This window comes from Nonomuraea sp. NPDC049378, assembly GCF_055586745.1.
This window is the reverse complement of record NZ_JBVJHP010000005.1, coordinates 328,343-347,252: the sequence shown is the minus strand read 5'-3', so window position 1 is coordinate 347,252 and position 18,910 is coordinate 328,343. Positions and strand designations below refer to the sequence as shown.

Sequence of the window (18,910 nt, the reverse complement as noted above, 5' to 3'; positions counted from 1 at the left end):
GGAGCCGTCGACGGGTGGGCGACGTCCCCCGCGACGGCCTCACCGTCAGGAGCCGGCATCGCCTGGGAGACGTCCCGCGCGAGGGCCGTCGCCATCCGAGCCCCCGTCGTGCGGGAGGTGCCCGGCGCGAGGACCGTCGCCGACAGAGCCGCCGACAGAGCCGCCCTCGTGCGGGAGGCGTCCGGCGTGCGGGCCGTCACCGTCAGGAGCGGGTGCCGAGGCCGCGTCGAGGCGTTGGCGTTGGGGGACGACGGTGTACTTCGGGTCGGCGGCCGAGGCGCGGCCCGCTTCCAGGATGCCGAAGCGGGTGCACAGGGAGCCTGCCGTGAGGGCGGCCCCGGCCAGGGCGGTGAGGGCGCGGCTGCGCCCTGCGACCACCGCGAGCAGCCCGCCGCCCACCGTCAGGGCACGCGCCGCACGCATGAGCCGGCCGGCCCGGCCCGTCCGGTACGGCTCCCCGACGAACCCGAGCCGCCGTTCCATCACCGCGCCCGCCACCGTCTCCGTGGCCGCTCCGAGCGCGGCCACGGCACGGGCCGGGCCGGCCTGGGCCCGGGGCGTGCCGAGCATGGCGACCGCGCCCGCCGCGGCCATGGCGCTGCCCGCGAACAGGAACGGCAGCTCCCGGTACGCCTCGTGCCAGGCGGGTACGGCGGTGTCGGCGACCAGGACGGCGGTGTAGGTGGCGGTCAGCGGCCCGGTCACCCCGGTGGCCAGCAGCGCCGCGTCGCCGGCGGCCGGCAGGACGCCGGGCAGGACTCCCGGCACTGCGCCGGGCAGGACTCCGGGCAGAGCGACCGCCGACAGCCCGCCCTGGGCGGCGAGGATCCACGAGCCGACGCTCATCGGGGAGGTGGGCTTGAAGATCCGCAACATGTTGAGGAACCGTTCCGGCCTGCCCAGCTCGGCGGCGAGCAGGGCGGCTCCGAGGGACGCCCCGGCGGCCGCCGCGATGCGGGCGGTGCGGTCCAGGCGGGTGCGGCCGGTCAGCCGGGCCATGACGGCGATGGTGGACGAGGCTCCCGACATCCCTCCCAGATAGAGATATGTCGGCATATGGGGCTCGTGCCAGACGGGCGGCTTGAGCACCGGGCGTCCGTAGTAGGACCGGAACTCCACCTCCGGCACCACCTCCCGCTCCCGCGTCACCGCCGCTCCCCCCTGCGCGCCGGCCCGAGGAAGGCGAGGGCCACGGCGCCCGCCGCCGACAGCGCGGCCGCGCCCGCCCAGCGCCACATGGCCGGCAGGTCACGGGTGGTCACCACGGGATCCGGCGGCAGGCCGTACACCTCGGGCTCGTCCAGCAGCAGGAAGAACGCCCCCGCGCCGCCCACGCCGTCGCCGGGGCTCTCGCCGTACAGGCGGGCCTCCTCGTGGCCGTCGTCGCGCAGCCGGCTCACCCGTTCCTCGGCGCGCTCCCGCAACTCGTCGAGCGGCCCGAACTGGATCGAGTCGGTGGGGCACGCCTTGGCGCAGGCCGGTTCGAGGCCGCCGAGCTGGCGGTCGTAGCACATCGTGCACTTCCAGGCCCGCCCGTCGTCCTCCCGCCGGTCGATCACGCCGTACGGGCAGGCGGGCACGCAGTAGCCGCACCCGTTGCAGATGTCGGCCTGCACCACCACCGTGTCGAACTCGGTCCTGAACAGCGCCCCGGTCGGGCAGACGTCCAGGCAGGCGGCGTGCGTGCAGTGCTTGCACACGTCGGAGGACATCAGCCACCGGTCCACGCCCTCCTCGTCGCCGGCGCGCACCGGCCGTGACTGCTCGATGAAGGCGACGTGCCGCCAGGTGTTCGCCCCCAGCATGCCGGTGTTGTCGTAGGAGGTCGCCTCGAAGACGAAGCCGTCGTCGGGGATCTGGTTCCACTCCTTGCAGGCGACCTCGCACGCCTTGCACCCGATGCAGACGCTCGTGTCGGTGAAGAACCCCATCCGCTCAGCCATGGCGGTACCTCTCCAGCAGATCCAGCGCCGCCGGGCCCCTCGGCCGGCGGCCCGGCCGCACGTCACAGGTCATGGCCTTGCCCTCCTGGATGTAGACGTTCGGGTCGAGCACCAGCGGCATCAGGTCGTTGGCGACGTCACCGGTGACCAGGCCGCGTCCGCCCCACCCCCAGTGGTACGGCAGCCCGACCTGGTGCACGATCCCGCCCCCGACGCGCAGCGGCCGCATCCGCCCGGTGACCAGCACCCTGGCCTCCACCACGGCGCGGCTGGTCACGATCGTGGCCCAGCCGCCGTTGACCAGTCCCACCTCAGCGGCGAGCTGCGGGGACACCTCGCAGAACAGCTCGGGCTGCAACTCGGCGAGGTAGGCCAGCGGCCGGCTCATGGCGCCCGCGGTGTGGTGCTCGGTCAGCCGGTACGTCGTCAGCACGTACGGGAACCGTCCGTCCGGCACGTTGTACGGGCTCTCGGGCCGGTGGTAGGTGCGGCGGGCCGGGTTGGCCTGCTGGGTGTAGAGCGGGTTGGCGACCGGCGACTCGTGGGGTTCGTAGTGGGCGGGCAGCGGGCCGTCGACGAGGCCGGCCGGCACGTACAGCCAGCCCTTGCCGTCGGACTGCATGATGAACGGGTCGGTCCCGGCGAGCGCGTCCTGGGCGCGGGCGCCTTCGGGCGGCACGTAGCCGGGCGGCTTGCCGATCTCGCAGTCGGGCACGTCGTCCCCGGTCCACTCGCCGCGCTCGGCGTCCCACCACACGTACGCCTTGCGCTCGCTCCACGGGCGGCCCTCGGGGTCGGCGGAGGCCCGGTTGTAGAGGATGCGCCGGTTGGCCGGCCAGGCCCAGCCCCATTCGGGCGCCACGGCGCTCTGCTCCCGGCCGGGGCGGCGGCGGGCGGCCTGGTTGACCTCGTCGGCGTACACGCCGCAGTAGATCCAGCAGCCGCAGCGCGTGGAGCCGTCGGGCTGGAGCTGGGTGGAGGTCGACAGGGCGCGCCCGTCGGGGCCGACCCCGTTGATCTCGCGGAGCACGGCCTCGGCCGAGGGCTCGCGGTGCACGCCGTGCTCCGGGTAGTCCCAGGTCAGCTCGCGTACCGGCCGGTCGATCTCGTCGCCGGTCATCCGCTGTTTGAGGAGCTTGCCGAGGTGGTGGTAGAACCACAGCTCGCTGCGGCAGTCGCCGGGCGGGTCGAGCGCCTTCTCCCGCCACTGGAGCAGCCGCTGGGTGTTGGTGAACGTGCCCTCCTTCTCCACGTGGCTCGCGGCGGGCAGGAAGAACACCTCGGTCCCGATGTCCTCGGTGCGCAGCTCGCCCGTCTCCAGCTCCGGGCCGTCCAGCCAGAACGTGGCGGTCTCCACCAGGGTCAGGTCCCGGACGACGAGCCAGTCGAGGTTGGCCAGGCCGAGGCGCTGGGCCCGGCCGCCGGAGGAGCCGACGGCGGGGTTCTCCCCGACCACGAAATAGCCTTTCACCGTGCCGTCGATCTGGCCCATCACGGTGGTGTAGTGGCCGTGGTCGCCGGTTATGCGCGGCAGGTGGCCGAAGCAGAAGTCGTTCTCCTCGGTGGCGGCCTCGCCCCACCACGCCTTGAGCAGGCTCACCAGGTAGGAGCGCCGGTTGCCCCAGAAGCCCGTCGTGCCGCCCTCCACCTCCAGGTAGTGGTCGAGGCCGCCGTGCCGCCCGGCGTGCGGCATGTCCAGGTAGCCGGGCAGGATGTTGAACAACGTCGGAATGTCGGTCGAGCCCTGGATGCTGGCGTGGCCGCGCAGCGCCAGGATGCCGCCGCCGGGCCGTCCCATGTTGCCGAGGAGGAGCTGCAGGATCGAGGCGGTGCGGATGTACTGCGCGCCGACGGTGTGCTGGGTCCAGCCGACCGAGTAGACCCAGGCGGTGGTGCGCTCGCGGCCGGAGTTGGCGGTCACCGCCTCGGCCAGCTCGGCGAAACCGTCGCGCGGGATGCCGCACAGCCGCTCGACCAGCTCCGGGGTGTAGCGGGCGAAATGCCGTTTCACGATCTGGTAGACGCAGCGCGGGTGGCTGAGCGTCGGGTCGGTGTGCGGGCTGGGGTGCGCGCCGGGCCCGCCCGCGCCGTAGGCGTCCGCGCCGGCCGCCTCCGCGTCCTCGGGCCCGCCCTCCGCCTGAGCGGCCGGGGGCTGCTCGCCCGCGGGCTCGTACGCCCAGCTCCTCGGGTCGTACGTGGCCGTCTCCTGATTCCAGCCGGAGAACAGGCCGTCGAGGTCCTCGGTGTCACGGAAGTCCTCGGACACGATCGTGGCGGCGTTGGTGTAGGCCAGCACGTACTCGCGGAAGTCCAGCTCGTTCTCCAGCACGTGGTTGATCAGCGCGCCGAGCAGCACGATGTCGCTGCCCGCGCGGATCGGCAGGTGCCGGTCGGCCAGCGCGCTCGTACGGGTGAAGCGCGGGTCGACGTGGTAGACCCTGGCCCCGCGGGCCTTCGCCTCCATCACCCACTGGAAACCGACGGGGTGGCATTCGGCCATGTTGGAGCCCTGGATGACGATGCAGTCCGCGCCTGCCAGGTCCTGCTGGAAGGTGGTCGCGCCGCCACGCCCGAAGCTGGTCCCCAGACCGGGGACGGTGGAGGAGTGTCAAATGCGGGCCTGGTTCTCGACCTGGATGGCTCCGAGGGCGGTGTAGAGCTTCTTCATGAGGTAGTTCTCTTCGTCGTCGAGCGTCGCCCCGCCCAGGCTGGCGATGCCCAGCGTGCGGCGCACGACCTTGCCCTCGTGGCTCTCCTCCCAGGTCTCCCGCCGGGTGCGCGCCACCCGGTCGGCGATCATCTCCATCGCGGTGTCCAGGTCGAGGCGCTCCCAGGCGGTGCCGTGCGGCCTGCGGTAGAGCACCTCGGTCTGGCGGCCAGGATGGGTGACGAGCTGCTTGCTGGCCGAGCCCTTGGGGCACAGCCGGCCACGGGAGACGGGCGAGTCGGGATCTCCCTCGATCTGGGTGACCGCACCGTCCTTGACGTAGACGAGCTGGCCGCACCCGACGGCGCAGTAGGGGCAGATCGAGCGGGCGACCGTGCCGGCGTCCTCGGTGCGGGGGCGCAGGGCGTCGGTGCGGGCCGAGCGTGCCGCGTCGCTCCTGCCGTCCTCGCCGGCGAGCTGGCGCATCACCGGCCACCGGGCCAGCCATCCCCTTCCTGGCATGATGCGGCTTCTGCCCGTTTTGGCGTGGCCCATTCGGGCGGCTCAGTCAAATTCAGGGCACGTGACGGCCCGTTCGGCCGAGGGGAGATCGGCCGAACGGCCGATGCCGGGCCGGGGCGGCCCGCGAAGAATGCTCCCCCGTGAACTTCCTGCGCATGCTCATCGCCGTCACGTCCGCCTCGGCGATCGGCCTGGTCGGCGGGGCCTCCGCCGCCGCCGGCGCCCGCCCCTCCCCCGCCGCTCCCGGCGGCCTGTCGTGGAGGGCGTGCCCCGACCGGCCGGGCGCCGAGTGCGGCGTGATCAAGGTGCCGCTCGACTGGAGCGCCCCCGCGGGGGCGACGATCGACCTGGCCGTCGTACGCCGAAAGGCCACCGACCCCGGCTCCCGGGTCGGCACCCTGTTCTACAACCCCGGGGGCCCGGGCGTGCCGGCCGCGCTTCTCGTGCGCGACCACGCGTCCGGCACCTTCTCCGACGAGTTGCGCCGCCGCTTCGACATCGTCGGCATCGACCCGCGGGGCGTGGGCGCGAGCACGCCCGCGGTGCGGTGCGGACTGCCCGTCCACGACCCCGCCATCAGCCAGTTCCCGAAGAGCCGGACCGGCTACGAGCGCCTCGTCGCGTCCAGCAGGGCCGTCGGCCGCAGTTGTGCCCGGGGCACCGGCCCTCTGCTCGGCCACCTCGGCACCGCCGACGTCGCTCGCGACTTCGACGCGGTACGGGCCGCGCTCGGCGTGGCGAAGGTGAGCTTCTTCGGCAAGTCGTACGGCAGCATGCTCGGCGCGCGGTACGCCCGGATGTTCCCCGATCGGGTGCGCACGATGGCGCTGGACGGCGCGGTCGACCAGGGCATCCCCACGTCCAGGCTGGTCGTCGACGCGGCCGGGGCGGTGGAGGACTCCTTCGGCCGCTTCACCGCCTGGTGCGCGGGCACCGCGACGTGCGCCCTGCACGGCCGCGATGCCGGCACGGTGTGGGACAGCCTGGTCGCCAGGGCCGAGCGCGAACCGATCGGGGTGCGCGGCGGCCGGCCGTTGACCGCCGGCGAACTGCGCTACACCGCCTACGCGTTCCTCACCGGCATCCCGGAGTTCGCCGGAGGGCTGGCCACCGCGATCGCGCAGGCCGAGCGGGGGGACGCCCAGCTCTTCGCGTCCATGCGGGCCCAGGCGCTGGACGACCCGGTGAGCACGGCCGCCTACCGCTCGATCCTCTGCACGGACGTCGACCCCCGCATCCGCGGCTACCGTGACGTGCGCGACCGGATGCGGCGGGTCGCCAAGGCGGCCCCCCACATGCGCGGCACGTCGGAGTTCTGGGACATGACCGTGAGCTGCGCGGGCTGGCCGGTGGCCCCGGCCCGCGCACCGCACGCGCGGCCGATCAAGGGGCTGCCGCCCGTCCTGGTGGTCGGCAACACCCACGACCCCGCCACCCCGCTCCGCTGGGCGCGCAGCCTCTCCGCCCGCATCCGGGGCTCCGGCCTGCTGACCTACGACGGCGACGGCCACACCGCCTACCGAAGGTCCGCCTGCGCGACCCGGCACGTCGACGCCTACCTCGTGACGGGAAGGCTGCCCGCCGCCGGGACCGTGTGCCGGGCGCGGCCCGGCGCCCACAAGAACGGGACTTCGGGGCGCTCCACGACGTCGAAGAGCTGATCGGGCGCGGCGCTCAGCCCCGTCACGGATCTCGCGGCGCAGCGCGGGCATGAGCGGCACGTGCGGCCGAGTTCGGCGGCCCCGATGTCCTGCACCTCATCGATGCCGAGGAGCCCCACGCCGGCCCCGGTCAAGTACGCATCGCCGTGCGCGCGGCGGGCGTGAACCCGCACGACTGGAGGGTCCGTGAGGGCGCTGTGGCAGAAGGCGTGATCCGCGAGCTCGTCGAGCTGACCGGGGACCCGCAGAAGGTGATCTCCATCGCCGATCTCGCCGCGCCGGAGTTCGGTGTCCGCTTCTCCGGCGTGGCCGGGAGCATGCCGGAGGCGCTCGCCGAGGCTGCCGGCCTCATCTCGCGGGGCAGGCTCCACATCCCGGTCGAGAAGTCGTACACCCTGGCCGAGGCCCTCCAGGCGTGCATCGACAGCCAAGCCGGTCACACCCGCGGGCGCCGGGTCATGATCGTTTGAGCCGTTTCCCCGGCACGGCTCTCGATGGCGTCCGGTCCGGCCGGAGCTCATGCTGGGGTTCGCCCGGAGGGCTCCGGCCCGGCGGAGGGCTGGATGCTCAGCTGTTCGGCCCGGGAGAGCTCGGCGGCGGCGTCCGGGACCAGCCCGAGGCTGACGGTCTGGCGGCTGACCAGCCCGGCCAGCGCCCAGTCGGCGGCGACCCGCAGCCGGGTGCCGGCGGCGGGCAGGGCGAACAGGTGGTACGCGCCGGTGATCGCCGCCGCCGCCCGGCCCGTCACCCGCAGGCCGAACGGCGCGGCGACGGCCTGCCCGCCGCCCAGATCGGCCACGGCGCCCAGGTCGCGGTGCCGGTACGGCCTGGCCCGCCCATGACCGAGACCGGCGGCGACGTTGCGGGCGGCGGCGTGGCCCTGCCGCATCGCGTGCTGGGCGGTCTGCGGGCACACCGACCCCGGGCGGGTCAGGTCGGGCACCGCCGCCGCGTCCCCGAGGGCGACGACGTCGGGCCGTCCGGGTACGGCCAGGTCGGCGCCCACCACGATCCGGCCCTTCTCCGTCGGCAGCCCGAGCTCGCCCACCAGGGGGCAGGCGGCGACGCCCGCCGTCCACACCAGCAGCCGGCACGCCACCGTGGTGCCGTCGTTCAGGTGGACCGTGTCGGCGGTCAGCCGGTCGACGGCGGCACCGAGCCGTACCTCGACGTCCCGGGCACGCAGGATGGCCAGCGCGCGCTCGGACAGCCCGGGGTCCAGGTGCGAGAGGACCCGGTGGCCGGGGTCGACCATGATCCAGCGGATGTGCTCGGCCCGCAGCCGGGGGTAGGCGGCCAGCGCCGAGCGCACGAACATCCGCATCTGCGCGACGTACTCCGTGCCCGCCAGCCCCGCACCGACCACCACGAAGGTGGTGTACGCCGCGCGCTCGGCCCCGTCGCGCAGCCCGTCGGCCAGTTCGAGCTGCGCCAGCACCCGCTCGCGCAGGTAGACCGCCTCGATGATGGTCTTGAAGCCGTGCGCGTGCTCCGTCAGGCCGGGGATGTCGAACGCGCGGGTGACGCTGCCGGGGGCGAGCACGAGCCGGTCCCAGCCGATGCCGCTGACGTTCCCGTCGCGGTCGCGCACCGTCACCGTGCGCGCGTCCAGGTCGATCCCGATCGCCTCCCCCGGCTTGAGCCGGGTGCGCCGCAGCCCTCGCAGCGGGACCGCCGCGTCCGCCGGGTTGATGACACCGGCCGCGACCTGGGGAAGCAGCGGGGTGTAGAGGTGGTAGTCGGAAGGGTTGACGAGGACGAGCTCCGCGGCGCCCCGAGGCAGCCTCCGTTCCAGGCCCCGCAGGCAGGAGAACCCGCCGAACCCCGCACCCACGACCACGACCCTCGGCTTCGCCATCTCCACCCCCGTGCCATGCCATCTGGCCGGGCGGAGACGCTTTCAACCCTCCTTTCCCCGATCAGGGCCGTCCGTTGCCCCTTTCGGTAAGGGTCAGGGCAGCGGCAGCAGGCCCTCGTGGCGGATCTGCCAGGAGGCGGGGAACCCGGGGGCGGGCGGGCCGCCGTCCCAGCCCCTGGCCATGAGGGCGACCGCCGCCAGCAGGCCGCCGTTGCCCGGCAGGTAGACGGGCAGGGACGCGGTCTGCCGGTTGTGGCCGTTCGGCAGGCAGGCGTTCTTGGCCACGGGCATCAGCAGGGCGTCCACGGCCGTCTCCGGCTCGCCGAGCCGCGTCGCGGTCATGGCGATGGCCGGGTAGTCCCAGCCCCAGGTGCTCTCCCAGTCCCACGTGGCGAGCACGTCGCGCAGCGTCGCGCGCATGATCTCCGGGTCGATGAGCCGGGTGGGCGGGACGAAGCCCAGGGCGTACAGCATCGACGGGTGGTCGTCCCGCACGGTGTACGGCGGGGCGTCCATCGCGGCGTACACCCCGTCGCGCACCAGCGGGCGGGCCATGCCGGCGGCGACCTGCGCCCACACCGGCTCGGGCGGCAGGCCCAGCAGCCGCCGCCAGCGCTGGGCCACCTCCAGCGCCCACGACCAGTACGCGAGCTCGAACGTCGGGTTGGCGGCGCTCGCCCGCACGTCCGCGTACGACTCCTGGGCCGGCACCAGCGGCGGCCCCAGCCCGTGCCCGCCCGGGCCCCTGGTCGCGAAGGCGGCCATGAACGCGGCCGTGTCGAGCACGACGCCGGCGTACTCGGCCAGCGCCCGAGGGCCGGTCGCGCGGCGCACCAGCTCGGCCAGGAAGATCGGATGCGGCTGCTGCCAGAGCAGGAACGGCCCGATCGGGCTGGGACTCTCCCGCCCGTCGGGGCCGACCTGCTTGGGCCAGCGCGCCCCCGGGCAACCCTGCGCCCTGGCCGTCTCGCGGGCCCGCGGCAGGATGGAGGCGTACCAGCCGAGGCTGCGTTCGAGCAGCTCCGCCCGCCCCCACAGGGGGAAGTGCGCCGCGTGCCACCAGTGCATCTCCAGGTGGAAGCGGCCGCGCCAGCTGTTGGCCATCAGCCCGGTCTCCGCCGGAGGGGTGGAGCCGGCGCAGTGGATCGCGGTGAGGTACTGCGAGAGCACGACGCGGCGTTCGAGCTCGGGAGCCCGCGCGTCGCCGGCGCCCGACAGGTCCACCGCGCCGCCCGTGCTCCAGAAGCGCGCCCAGTGGCGGCCGGACGCGGCGGCGACCTCGCCGAAGCCGGGGAGCTCGCCGCCGGCGGCGGGCGCGAAGGCGACCACCAGCTCCGCGGCCGGCTCGGTGAAGGTGAGCAGCACCTCGTGCGGCCCGTCCTGCGCGGCCCGGCCGCCGCCGGTCATGGCCACCGCCACGCCGTACGCGGTGCCGTCGAGCGCCCGCTCCACCGTGCATCCGCCCGGAGCGGGCCGCACCTTCGAGGAGTGCGCGCCGGGACGCGACCAGTCGGCCGCGTTCCCCCACGCCTGCGACCCGTACGGGAACGCCAGCCGCACCGCGAGACCGCCCGCCAGCAGCGGCGACTCGACCCGCACGGCGAGCACGTCGCGCTCGGGATGGCAGGCGGTGGTGACCCGGACCGGCGCGCCGCGCAGCAGGTAGCGGCTGGTGATCACGCCGGTCCACAGGTCGAGCCGCTGGTGGATCCCGGTGAGGTCGCCGGGGCTCAGCGGCGGGCCGGCGGTCGCGGCGAACCCGATCCGGCCGAGGTCCAGCCGGTGCGGGTTGGCCCGCAACCACGCCTCGGCGGCCGAGGCGGGCGACTCGCCCGAGCCGCTCAGATCGCCTGCCATGTCCACGTACGGCACCGGCCCGCGTGGCGTGTCGTACATGCGGGTCGTCTTGCCCGGCTCGTACGCGCCGGGAACGCTGTGCCAGCCCCACGCGGACATGGTGGCCAGCAGCGTCCCCGGCCAGGCGGCGGTGCGGTCCTCGACCGGGTGGGCGTCCGGGAAGGTCTGCAACCCGGTGACGTCGACCGTGCAGCAGAACTCCCCGTTGCCCACCGACAGCGGCGACTCCGGCACGATCCGCGTCACCTCGACCGCGTGCCGGCCGACGAGCGCGCGGCGGTCGATCCCGGCCCCGGTCACTGCTGGATCGCCGTCCCGACCTGCTGGATGAAGTCGGCGGCCGCCTCGGCCGGCTTCTGCCGGTCGAACAGCACCTCGGCGTTGACCCGGTCGAGGATCTTGGGCGTGTCGGTGGAGCCCGCGGGCCCGATCACCAGCGGCGGTCCTGCCTTGGGCGTCAGGTCGTCGATGAACTCGGCCTGGGCCTTCTCCTCCTCGCCGAGCACGCTCGCGATGGCCTGCCGTACGTCGGAGTTGGCCGGGATGCCGCGGTCGGCGAGGATGATCTTTCCGGCGTCGGGGCCGTTCACCAGGAAGTCCACGAACCTGGCCGCTTCCTCCGGGTGCTCGCTCCTGGCGTTGATGCTGTAGATCTGCGACGCCTGGAGCCACATGCCCGGCTGCGTGGCGCCGGTCTCGCCGGGCACCCGGATGAGCTTCAGCGGCTTGCCCGCGGCCTTGGTCAGCGAGGTGAGCTGGTTGCTCCAGTCGAACTGCATCGCGGCCAGGCCGCGGCCCATCAGCGACTGCTCGGGGGCGGGCTGGGTGATGAGCTCGGCCGTCTGCGAGGCGGGCGGGGTCGCCCCGGCGTCGCGGAGTTCGAGGGTCATCGTCCACCAGCCGGCCAGCGTCGCGGCGCTGATGCCGACCTTGCCGTCGGCGGTGTAGAGGGCCTCGCCGCGCTGGCGCGAGTAGACGTCCAGCATGTCGGTCCTGGTGGGGTCGGCCAGCGCGAACGTGCCCTTGGGCAGCTTGCCGGCCAGTTCTCTGGCGATGCGCCTGAAGTCGTCCCAGGTCCAGGTGTCGCCGTCGGGCACCTCCACGCCCGCCTTCTCGAACACGGCGGGGTTGATCACGGTGGCGATCGTGTTGACCCCGGAGGGCACGCCGTACTGGATGCCGCCGAACTTGCCGTTGTCCAGCGCCGCGGCGCCGATCTTGTCGGTCTTGAGGGTCACTTTGGACAGGTCGAGCAGGGCGCCGCGGTCGCCGTACTCGCGCGGGTAGGCGCCGCCGAGGGTGATGACGTCGGGCGCGCGCCCGGCGGCCACCTCGGTGGCCAGCCGGTCGAAGTAGGAGTTGAAGTCGGTGTAGGAGCCCTTGACCGTGATGCCGGGGTTCTTGGCCTGGAACGCGTCGATGACCTTCTGGGTGGCATCGGCGCGGTCGTTGTTGCCCCACCAGCCGAAGCGCAGCTCGACGGTGCCGTCGCCGCTCTCCGGCGACCCGCCGCCGCAGGCGGAGACCGCCAGCATGACGCCGGCCAGGCAGAGCGCCGCGAGCCTTCTGGACCTTCGTGACATCGGTCCTTTCCTTTCTGCTGATATAGAACGTTTTAATCGCCCGTGCGGTGACGCCCGCGTGACCTGCCGTGCCGGGATCACTTGAAGCCCGTGGTCGCGATGCCCTGGGTCAGGTAACGCTGACCGGCGAGGAAGAAGCCGAAGATGGGCATCAGCCCGACGATGGACATGGCGAACAGCTCACCCCAGGCCGTCTCACCCTGGCCGTCCATGAACGACCGCAGCGCCACCGGCATCGTCCACAGCTCGGGATCGGTCAGGAAGATGAGCTGGCTGAAGAAGTCGTTCCAGGTCCAGATGAACGTGAACAGCGCCGAGGTCGCCAGCGCGGGAACCGACAGCGGGATGATGATCCGCCAGTAGATCCTGATGTGGCCGCAACCGTCGATGCGGGCCGCCTCGTCGAGCTCGCTGGGCAGGCCGCGGATGAACTGCACCATCAGGAAGATGAAGAACGCGTCGTGCGCCAGGAACTTCGGCACCACCAGCGGCAGGTTGGTGTTGATCCAGTCGAGCTGGGAGAACAGCACGTACTGCGGGACGATGAGCACGTGGATGGGCAACATCAGCGTGGCCAGCATCGCGGCGAAGAAGAGGTTGCGGCCCCGGAACCTCAGCCGGGCGAACGCGTAGGCCGCCAGCGAGCACGACAGCAGGTTGCCGGCCACCGCGAGGATCGCGATCACCGCGGAGTTCCACAGGTAGAAGTGGAACGGGTGGCTCAGCGCCCCCCAGCCCTCGACGTAGTTGCCCAGGTCGAGCTCGGTCGGCCAGATCGAGGGGTCACGGAAGATGGTCTCGGTGGGCTTGACGGAGCTGGACACCATCCACAACAGCGGATAGAGCATCACCAGCCCGAAGCCGATGAGCAGCACGTGCCTCGGCAGCCGCCACGACCGGCGGCGGCGCGATGGCCTCAGCTCAGTTGCCATAGAACACCCACCGCTTGGCGAAGAGGAAGTTGAGCCCGGTCAGGACGGCGATGATGGCCAGCAGCACCCACGCCATCGCGGAGGCGTAGCCCATGTCGAAGGAGCCGAAGCCGCGCTCGTAGAGGTAGAGCGTGTAGAGCAGGGTGGCGTCGGACGGGCCGCCGCGACCCCCGCTGATCACGAACGCCTGGGTGAAGCTCTGGAAGGCGCCGATCAGCTGCAGCACGAGGTTGAAGAAGATGATCGGCGTCAGCAGCGGGAGCGTGATGCGGAAGAACCTCGACACCGGGCCCGCGCCGTCGACCTCCGCCGCCTCGTAGTAGGAGTGCGGGATCTGGCGCAGCCCGGCCAGGAAGATCACCATCGGCGCGCCGAACGTCCACGCGTTGAGCACGATGAGCGTGCCCAGGGCGAAGTCGGGGTGGGCGACCCAGCTGACGCCCTCGATGCCGGCCATCGCGAGCACCTGGTTGACCAGGCCCTCCTTGCCGAAGATCTGCCGCCACAGGATCGCGACGGACACGCTGCCCGCGAGCAGCGACGGCAGGTAGTAGACCGAGCGGTAGAAGCTCAGCCCGCGCACGCCCCGGTTGAGCAGCAGCGCCAGCGCCAGCGCCAGGACCAGCTGGACGGGAACCGACACGAACACGTAGAGGAACGTGACCCCGAGCGACTTGTGCAGCCGCGGATCGGCCAGCATCTGCCGGTAGTTGTCCAGCCCCAGCCATTCGGGCGGCTTGAGCAGGGTGTATTCGGTGAACGACAGGTAGAGGGAGGCCAGGATCGGCCCCACGGTGAACAGCGCCATGCCGATGAGCCACGGCGTCAGGAAGAGATAGCCGATGCGGTCGCGCGCGGGGCCGCTCGGCGAGGACCGCCGTCGCCGCCGCCTCACCCTCGCGAGAGGGGGCTCTCGCTCGGGCGGGGCGACGGCCGGGGTCGAACGGTTGCTCATAGACCACCCCTTGCCGATCGCGCGGGGGATGCGCGTGTCAGGGCGACCGGGGCCAAGGTGCCGTCCGGCCAGTGAGTAACCAGTTTCTAACAGAGCCGTCAGAGGGTGTCAACGCCTGTCGAGCGAAGCACTGAGCTGCGGCAATGCCGGGCTATTTTTCCTTCCGACTCCTGCGGCAACCGGTTGCAGGCAGATTGAGAAACCGGTATCTTGCGAGCGCGCCCGGCCGCGGGCGCGCTCGTCACGGCTCGGCGATTTAATGCATGCAGGCGGAACGGCCGGAGCGTGCAGGGGGAGCGGATGAGGGCAGGAACCGGAGAGCGTGCGGAGGACCGGGAGGAGCCGGCCTCCCAGCCGGGATCGGCCGGGAGGCGGGGGCCACGGCCGGCGGGCGCGCCGACCATCAGCCGGGTCGCCGAGGCCGCCGGCGTCTCCCGCGCCACCGTGTCGCGGGTGATGAACGGCTCCACCACCGTCAAGCCGGAGCTCGCCGCCCGCGTGCGCGCGGCCGCGCAGGCGCTCGACTACGAGCCGAGCGTGGCCGCCCGCAGCCTCGCGCTCGGCCGCACGGGCACGATCTCCCTGGTGGTCCCCGACCTGGCCAACCCGCTGTTCCAGGGCGTGCTGCGCGGGCTCAGCCAGGCCGCGGGCAAGGCAGGGCGCCAGCTGCTGGTGGCCGAGTCCAACGAGGACATCGAGGAGGAGACGATCCTGGCGATCGAGGCGCGGCGCAACTCCGACGGGCTCGTGCTCGCCTCGCCCCGCGCCCCCGACGAGCGGCTGCGCGAGCTCAGCGACCGCCTGGCGCCCTTCGTGCTCGTCTACCGCGACGTCCCCGGCCTGGCCGCCCCGTCGCTGTCGGTCGACAACGTCGCGGGCATCGACGACCTGATCTCCCACCTCACCGGCCTCGGCCACCGCCACCTGGCCTACCTGAGCGGTCCCGAGGCCAGCTCCTCGCACGTGCTGCGGCTCGCCGCGCTGCGTGCGGCGGCGGCCGGCAACCCGGGGTTCACGCTGACGGAGGTGCCGTGCGGCTCGATGTTCGACGACGGCCACGCCGCGGCCGGCCCGGTGCTGGAGTGCGGCGCGAGCGCGGTGGTGGCGTTCAACGACATGGTGGCCTCCGGGGCGCTGACCGGCCTGCACGAGCTGGGCGTGCGGGTGCCCGGCGACGTGTCCGTCACCGGGTTCGACGACATCCCGTTCGCCCGCTACACCACTCCCCCGCTGACCACGGTGTCGATCCCCAAGAACGAGCTGGGCCGGCAGGCGTGGGACCGGCTGTGGGCGCTGATGAACGGCGAGAGCGGCGGCTACAACGTGCGCTTCCAGCCCCGGCTGCTCATCCGCGACAGCACGGGACCGGCGCCCACCTAGAGCCTGTACGGAGTTGAGATCAGGAGGATTTCCTGCGCTCCGATCCGCGATCCTGGTAGGTCTTCGCCATGGCGCGTGGAGACCTCACTGACGAGGAGTGGTCCTTGATCGAGCCTCACTTGCCGCTGGGCGAGCGAGGCCCGATCCCGGACCTGCGGCAGCAGTTCAACGCGGTGATGTGGCGGTTTCGGACCGGCAGCCCGTGGCGGGACCTGCCCGCCGCAGAGTACGGGCCCTGGTCCACGGTCTATGACCGGTTCCGCTCGTGGGCGGTGAGCGGGGTGTTCGAGCAGTTGATGCAGGCGATGATCGCTGAGGCTGCGGCCCGTGGTCAGGCAGACCTCGACGTGGTCAGCGTGGACTCCACCACGGCCCGTGCCCACCATCACGCTGCTGGGATGGCGCTGGACGGCGAGCTGGCCGCAGCGCTGAGTAAGGCGGCCGAGCAGGAAAAGGGGCTACGCCAAAGGGGCAAAACGCCGGTGACGATGGCCCCGACGACGGAGAGGGGAACGCGCGCCGGCGCCTGCGACGTGGGCACAGGTTCCGGCTGAAGGTGGCCAAGCTGGGTCGCTCGCGGGGCGGGCTGACCAGCAAGGTGCATCTGTCGGCTGACCGGCGATGCCGTCCGCTGTCCTTCGTTCTCACTCCCGGTCAGGCGGGAGACAGCCCGCAGTTTCGCGCGGTGCTGAAGCGCATCAGGATCCGCCTGCCGGTCGGCCGTCCGCGTACCAGGCCGGGCGCGGTGGCCGCCGACAAGGCGTACTCCTCCCACGGCAACCGCGCCTACCTGCGCCAGCGCAGAGTCAAGGCGGTCATCCCGGAGAAGGTCGACCAGGCAGCCAACCGCAAAAGGCGTGGTTCTCGTGGCGGCCGGCCAGTCCGTCATGATCCGGATCTCTACAAGGAGCGCAACACCGTGGAACGGTGCGTCAATCGGATCAAGGAGTGGCGTGGGCTGGCCTTCCGGTTCGACAAGACCCCCGACAGTTACCTGGCCGGTCTTCATCTCCGAGGAGCCGTCTTATGGCTCCGCAGCCTCCGGCCGGCCTAAAGATCCGAACTCCGTACAGGCCCTAGTCGCTCGGTGGTCCGCAGAGGGTCGCCGGAAGCGGCGGGAGGGCGCCGAGTCTTCGAGAGTAGACCGATTGCCGAGTGGTGGCGGCTCAGCACCATTGAAGCTCATGGGTTGGTCCGGCACGCTGAGGAGCCGAAGAGGGCTGTCGAAACCGCATGAACGGCGACCCATGCCCCCCAGGAGAGGAATGCCATGGCAAACGTTGTATCCCCGGTTGGCCGAGCCGCCGTCGGTGTGACATCCGCACTATTGGTCACGCTGGCGGCACAAGGGCCGGCACAGGCATCGGCAGGCCCCCACGCCCTCTATGCCGAACACGGGTCCGACACCGGTTGGGTTCCTGCAATGACCAACTCGCTGTACGTGAACGACGTCGAGAAGGATGGAAACGATGTCGTCGGGCAGGTGTGGTATCACGACTCGCGCTCCAATTCCGAACGCACGTACGAGGTGTGGGACCGTGATCCAGACGGTGATGCAGCGACAGGTGTCGCCCCGGGTAACGTGCTCAGAATGCGCGTCTGCGAGGAGACCGGTTCGTGTTCCGCCTGGGTCAAGTGAGCTGGGCCACCCCTCTCCGCGATCGCGACGCGACCGGCGCGAGCTCCCCGACGTGCTCAGGAATCACCGGGCCGCGGGCTGAGCCTCAGCCGAGCGCGCGGTCGAGGTTGAACGCCGCGCTGATCAGCGCCAGGTGGGTGAAGGCCTGCGGGAAGTTGCCCTGCTGCTCGCCGCTGCGGCTGATCTCCTCGGCGTACAGGCCCACGTGGTTGGCGTAGGTCAGCATCTTCTCGAACGCCAGCCTGCCCTCCTCCACGCGGCCCGCGCGCACGAGCGCCTCGACGTACCAGAACGAGCAGATGGAGAACGTGCCCTCCTCCCCGCGCAGGCCGTCCGGGCTGGCCTTCGGGTCGTAGCGGTAGACCAGCGAGTCGGACACCAGCTCGGCGGTGAGCGCGTCGAGGGTGGCCAGCCACTTCGGGTCGGTCGGCGAGATGAACTTCACCAGCGGCATCATGAGGACGGCGGCGTCGAGCACGTCGGCGTTCTCGTACTGCACGAACGCCTTCAGCTCCTTGGACCAGCCGCGGCTCATGAGCGTGCGGTAGATCTCGTCGCGGGCGAGCCGCCAGCGCGGGATGTCGGCGGGCAGGCCGCGCCGGATGGCCACCCGCATGGCCCGCTCGATCGCCACCCAGCACATCAGCCGCGAGTAGAGGAAGTTCCTGCGCCCGCCCCGGGTCTCCCAGACGCCCTCGTCGGGCTGGTCCCAGTGGTCGCAGACCCAGTCCACCAGGCCGCAGACCTCGTCCCAGTGGTCGCTGGAGATGGGCTGTCCCCACTTGTCGTAGAGGTAGATGGAGTCGATGAGCGCTCCGTAGATGTCGAGCTGGAGCTGGTCCGCGGCGGCGTTGCCGACGCGTACGGGGGCGGAGCCCTGGTGCCCTTCCAGGTGGTCGAGCTCGCGTTCTGGCAGGTCGGTACGCCCGTCGATGCCGTACATGATCTGGAGCGGTCCCGACGGGCCGTCGGCGCACCGGGTGACGCGCCGGGTGAGGAAGTTCATGAACGCCTCGGCCTCGCCGGTGAATCCCAGCCGGAGCAGGGCGTAGACGGCGAAGGCGGCATCGCGTACCCAGAGGTAGCGGTAGTCCCAGTTGCGCTCGCCGCCGACCTGCTCGGGCAGGCTCGTCGTCGGCGCGGCGACGATCGCGCCCGTCGGGGCGTACGTGAGCAGCTTGAGGGTCAGCGCGGACCGGTGCACCATCTCCCGCCACCGGCCGCGGTAGCGGGAGGCGGACAACCACCGCCGCCAGAAGGTGACCGTGGCGGCGAACTCGTCCTCGGCCTCGGCGTACGCGCAGGCGCGCGGCATCACCTCGCCGCCGACCTGGTCGAGCGCGAACACCTCCGACTCGCCCTCGTCGAGGGTGAAGGCCGCTCTGGCGTCCAGGTCGTCGCATTCGACCGGCACCGTGGCGGTCAGCGCCAGCGACAGGTCCTCCGACTCGAACAGCACCATCCCGTCGTGCTCGCGCACGCGGTGCGGCTGCGCCGCGTAGCCGAACCTGGGCGCCACCCGCGCGTGGAAGGGGATCGACCCGCGCACGCAGATCACCCGCCGGATCAGCCGGTGGCGGCGGGCCTCGCCCGAGTCGGTGGTCACCGGCATGAAGTCCTGGATCTCGCCCACCCCGCCCTCGGTGAAGAACCGGGTGATCAGGACGTTGGTGTCAGGGAAGTAGAACTGCTTGGTCTTCGCGGGCACGCTCGCGGCCAGTTCGAACGCTCCGCCCTTGTCGGCGTCGAGGATCGAGCCGAAGACGCTGGGCGAGTCGAAGGTCGGGCAGCAGTACCAGTCGATGGTGCCGTCGGTGCCCACCAGCGCCACGGTACGCAGGTCGCCGATCAGGCCGTGCTCGGCGATCGGCAGGTAACGGGCGGGCCCGCCGCGGACCCCCTGATCGAATGTCTCGGCCATGGCAACCTCTTC

General features: G+C 72.2%; 13 protein-coding genes and 1 pseudogene. 5 read left to right on the top strand and 9 right to left on the bottom strand.

Going from position 1 to position 18,910, the window contains the following annotated elements; genetic code table 11:
• Positions 1–45: 45 nt before the first annotated feature.
• Genes nrfD through fdh form a run of 3 tightly spaced genes read right to left on the bottom strand, consistent with a single transcriptional unit; the run spans position 46 to position 5,112 of the window.
• Entirely contained in the window at positions 46–1,149 is a 1,104-nt protein-coding gene (gene nrfD / locus ACZ6SA_RS13705) for an NrfD/PsrC family molybdoenzyme membrane anchor subunit (protein ID WP_465828109.1), read from the bottom strand.
• Entirely contained in the window at positions 1,146–1,943 is a 798-nt protein-coding gene (locus tag ACZ6SA_RS13700; RefSeq protein ID WP_465828107.1) for a 4Fe-4S dicluster domain-containing protein, read from the bottom strand. The genes nrfD and ACZ6SA_RS13700 overlap by 4 nt, the downstream gene beginning before the upstream one ends.
• Positions 1,936–5,112, bottom strand: a complete 3,177-nt coding sequence (gene fdh / locus ACZ6SA_RS13695; protein ID WP_465828105.1) for a formate dehydrogenase — start codon at positions 5,110–5,112, stop codon at positions 1,936–1,938. The genes ACZ6SA_RS13700 and fdh overlap by 8 nt, the downstream gene beginning before the upstream one ends.
• Before the next feature lie 140 nt (positions 5,113–5,252).
• Between fdh and ACZ6SA_RS13690 the strand changes: the two genes are divergently transcribed.
• Positions 5,253–6,773, top strand: a complete 1,521-nt coding sequence (locus ACZ6SA_RS13690) for an alpha/beta hydrolase (RefSeq protein WP_465828103.1) — start codon at positions 5,253–5,255, stop codon at positions 6,771–6,773.
• Between the two features lie 89 nt (positions 6,774–6,862).
• Positions 6,863–7,243: a zinc-binding dehydrogenase gene (locus tag ACZ6SA_RS13685; protein WP_347647503.1), complete on the top strand. Its 381-nt coding sequence runs from the start codon at positions 6,863–6,865 to the stop codon at positions 7,241–7,243.
• A 47-nt stretch (positions 7,244–7,290) separates the two neighbouring features.
• Here ACZ6SA_RS13685 and ACZ6SA_RS13680 read toward each other — a convergent pair whose 3' ends face one another.
• From ACZ6SA_RS13680 to ACZ6SA_RS13660, 5 genes are all read right to left on the bottom strand, one after another.
• Positions 7,291–8,631 (bottom strand): NAD(P)/FAD-dependent oxidoreductase, encoded by a 1,341-nt coding sequence (locus ACZ6SA_RS13680; RefSeq protein ID WP_347647392.1) that lies wholly within the window; start codon positions 8,629–8,631, stop codon positions 7,291–7,293.
• Positions 8,632–8,724: 93 nt separating this feature from the next.
• Positions 8,725–10,788 (bottom strand): hypothetical protein, encoded by a 2,064-nt coding sequence (locus tag ACZ6SA_RS13675; protein ID WP_465828101.1) that lies wholly within the window; start codon positions 10,786–10,788, stop codon positions 8,725–8,727.
• Positions 10,785–12,071, bottom strand: coding sequence for an ABC transporter substrate-binding protein (locus tag ACZ6SA_RS13670; RefSeq protein WP_347647390.1), 1,287 nt, complete (start codon positions 12,069–12,071; stop codon positions 10,785–10,787). The genes ACZ6SA_RS13675 and ACZ6SA_RS13670 overlap by 4 nt, the downstream gene beginning before the upstream one ends.
• Before the next feature lie 77 nt (positions 12,072–12,148).
• Positions 12,149–13,003 (bottom strand): carbohydrate ABC transporter permease, encoded by an 855-nt coding sequence (locus ACZ6SA_RS13665; protein WP_347647389.1) that lies wholly within the window; start codon positions 13,001–13,003, stop codon positions 12,149–12,151.
• Positions 12,993–13,958, bottom strand: coding sequence for a carbohydrate ABC transporter permease (locus ACZ6SA_RS13660; RefSeq protein WP_443155014.1), 966 nt, complete (start codon positions 13,956–13,958; stop codon positions 12,993–12,995). Before ACZ6SA_RS13660 ends, ACZ6SA_RS13665 begins: the two co-directional genes overlap by 11 nt.
• Before the next feature lie 300 nt (positions 13,959–14,258).
• Between ACZ6SA_RS13660 and ACZ6SA_RS13655 the strand changes: the two genes are divergently transcribed.
• From ACZ6SA_RS13655 to ACZ6SA_RS13645, 3 genes and pseudogenes are all read left to right on the top strand, one after another.
• Positions 14,259–15,338 carry a LacI family DNA-binding transcriptional regulator gene (locus tag ACZ6SA_RS13655; protein ID WP_347647388.1) on the top strand — a complete coding sequence of 360 codons (1,080 nt, stop codon included), beginning with the start codon at positions 14,259–14,261 and terminating at the stop codon, positions 15,336–15,338.
• A 68-nt stretch (positions 15,339–15,406) separates the two neighbouring features.
• Positions 15,407–16,392: pseudogene (locus ACZ6SA_RS13650) on the top strand (IS5 family transposase).
• A gap of 216 nt (positions 16,393–16,608) precedes the next feature.
• A complete protein-coding gene (locus ACZ6SA_RS13645; RefSeq protein ID WP_465828097.1) occupies positions 16,609–16,977 on the top strand; it encodes a hypothetical protein in 369 nt (122 codons plus the stop codon).
• Between the two features lie 85 nt (positions 16,978–17,062).
• On the opposite strand, the gene ACZ6SA_RS13640 is transcribed toward ACZ6SA_RS13645, so the two are convergent.
• Positions 17,063–18,898: a glycoside hydrolase family 15 protein gene (locus ACZ6SA_RS13640; protein WP_347647386.1), complete on the bottom strand. Its 1,836-nt coding sequence runs from the start codon at positions 18,896–18,898 to the stop codon at positions 17,063–17,065.
• Positions 18,899–18,910 lie beyond the last annotated feature (12 nt).

What these genes read in the sequence shown, in the direction of transcription:
- ACZ6SA_RS13700 (WP_465828107.1), bottom strand. Translation starts at nt 1,943, where the DNA reads ATGGCTGAGCGGATGGGGTTCTTCACCGACACGAGCGTCTGCATCGGG.
- ACZ6SA_RS13680 (WP_347647392.1), bottom strand. Translation starts at nt 8,631, where the DNA reads ATGGCGAAGCCGAGGGTCGTGGTCGTGGGTGCGGGGTTCGGCGGGTTC.
- ACZ6SA_RS13670 (WP_347647390.1), bottom strand. Translation starts at nt 12,071, where the DNA reads ATGTCACGAAGGTCCAGAAGGCTCGCGGCGCTCTGCCTGGCCGGCGTC.
- ACZ6SA_RS13665 (WP_347647389.1), bottom strand. Translation starts at nt 13,003, where the DNA reads ATGGCAACTGAGCTGAGGCCATCGCGCCGCCGCCGGTCGTGGCGGCTG.
- ACZ6SA_RS13660 (WP_443155014.1), bottom strand. Translation starts at nt 13,958, where the DNA reads ATGAGCAACCGTTCGACCCCGGCCGTCGCCCCGCCCGAGCGAGAGCCC.
- ACZ6SA_RS13655 (WP_347647388.1), top strand. Translation starts at nt 14,259, where the DNA reads ATGAGGGCAGGAACCGGAGAGCGTGCGGAGGACCGGGAGGAGCCGGCC.
- ACZ6SA_RS13645 (WP_465828097.1), top strand. Translation starts at nt 16,609, where the DNA reads ATGGCAAACGTTGTATCCCCGGTTGGCCGAGCCGCCGTCGGTGTGACA.
- ACZ6SA_RS13640 (WP_347647386.1), bottom strand. Translation starts at nt 18,898, where the DNA reads ATGGCCGAGACATTCGATCAGGGGGTCCGCGGCGGGCCCGCCCGTTAC.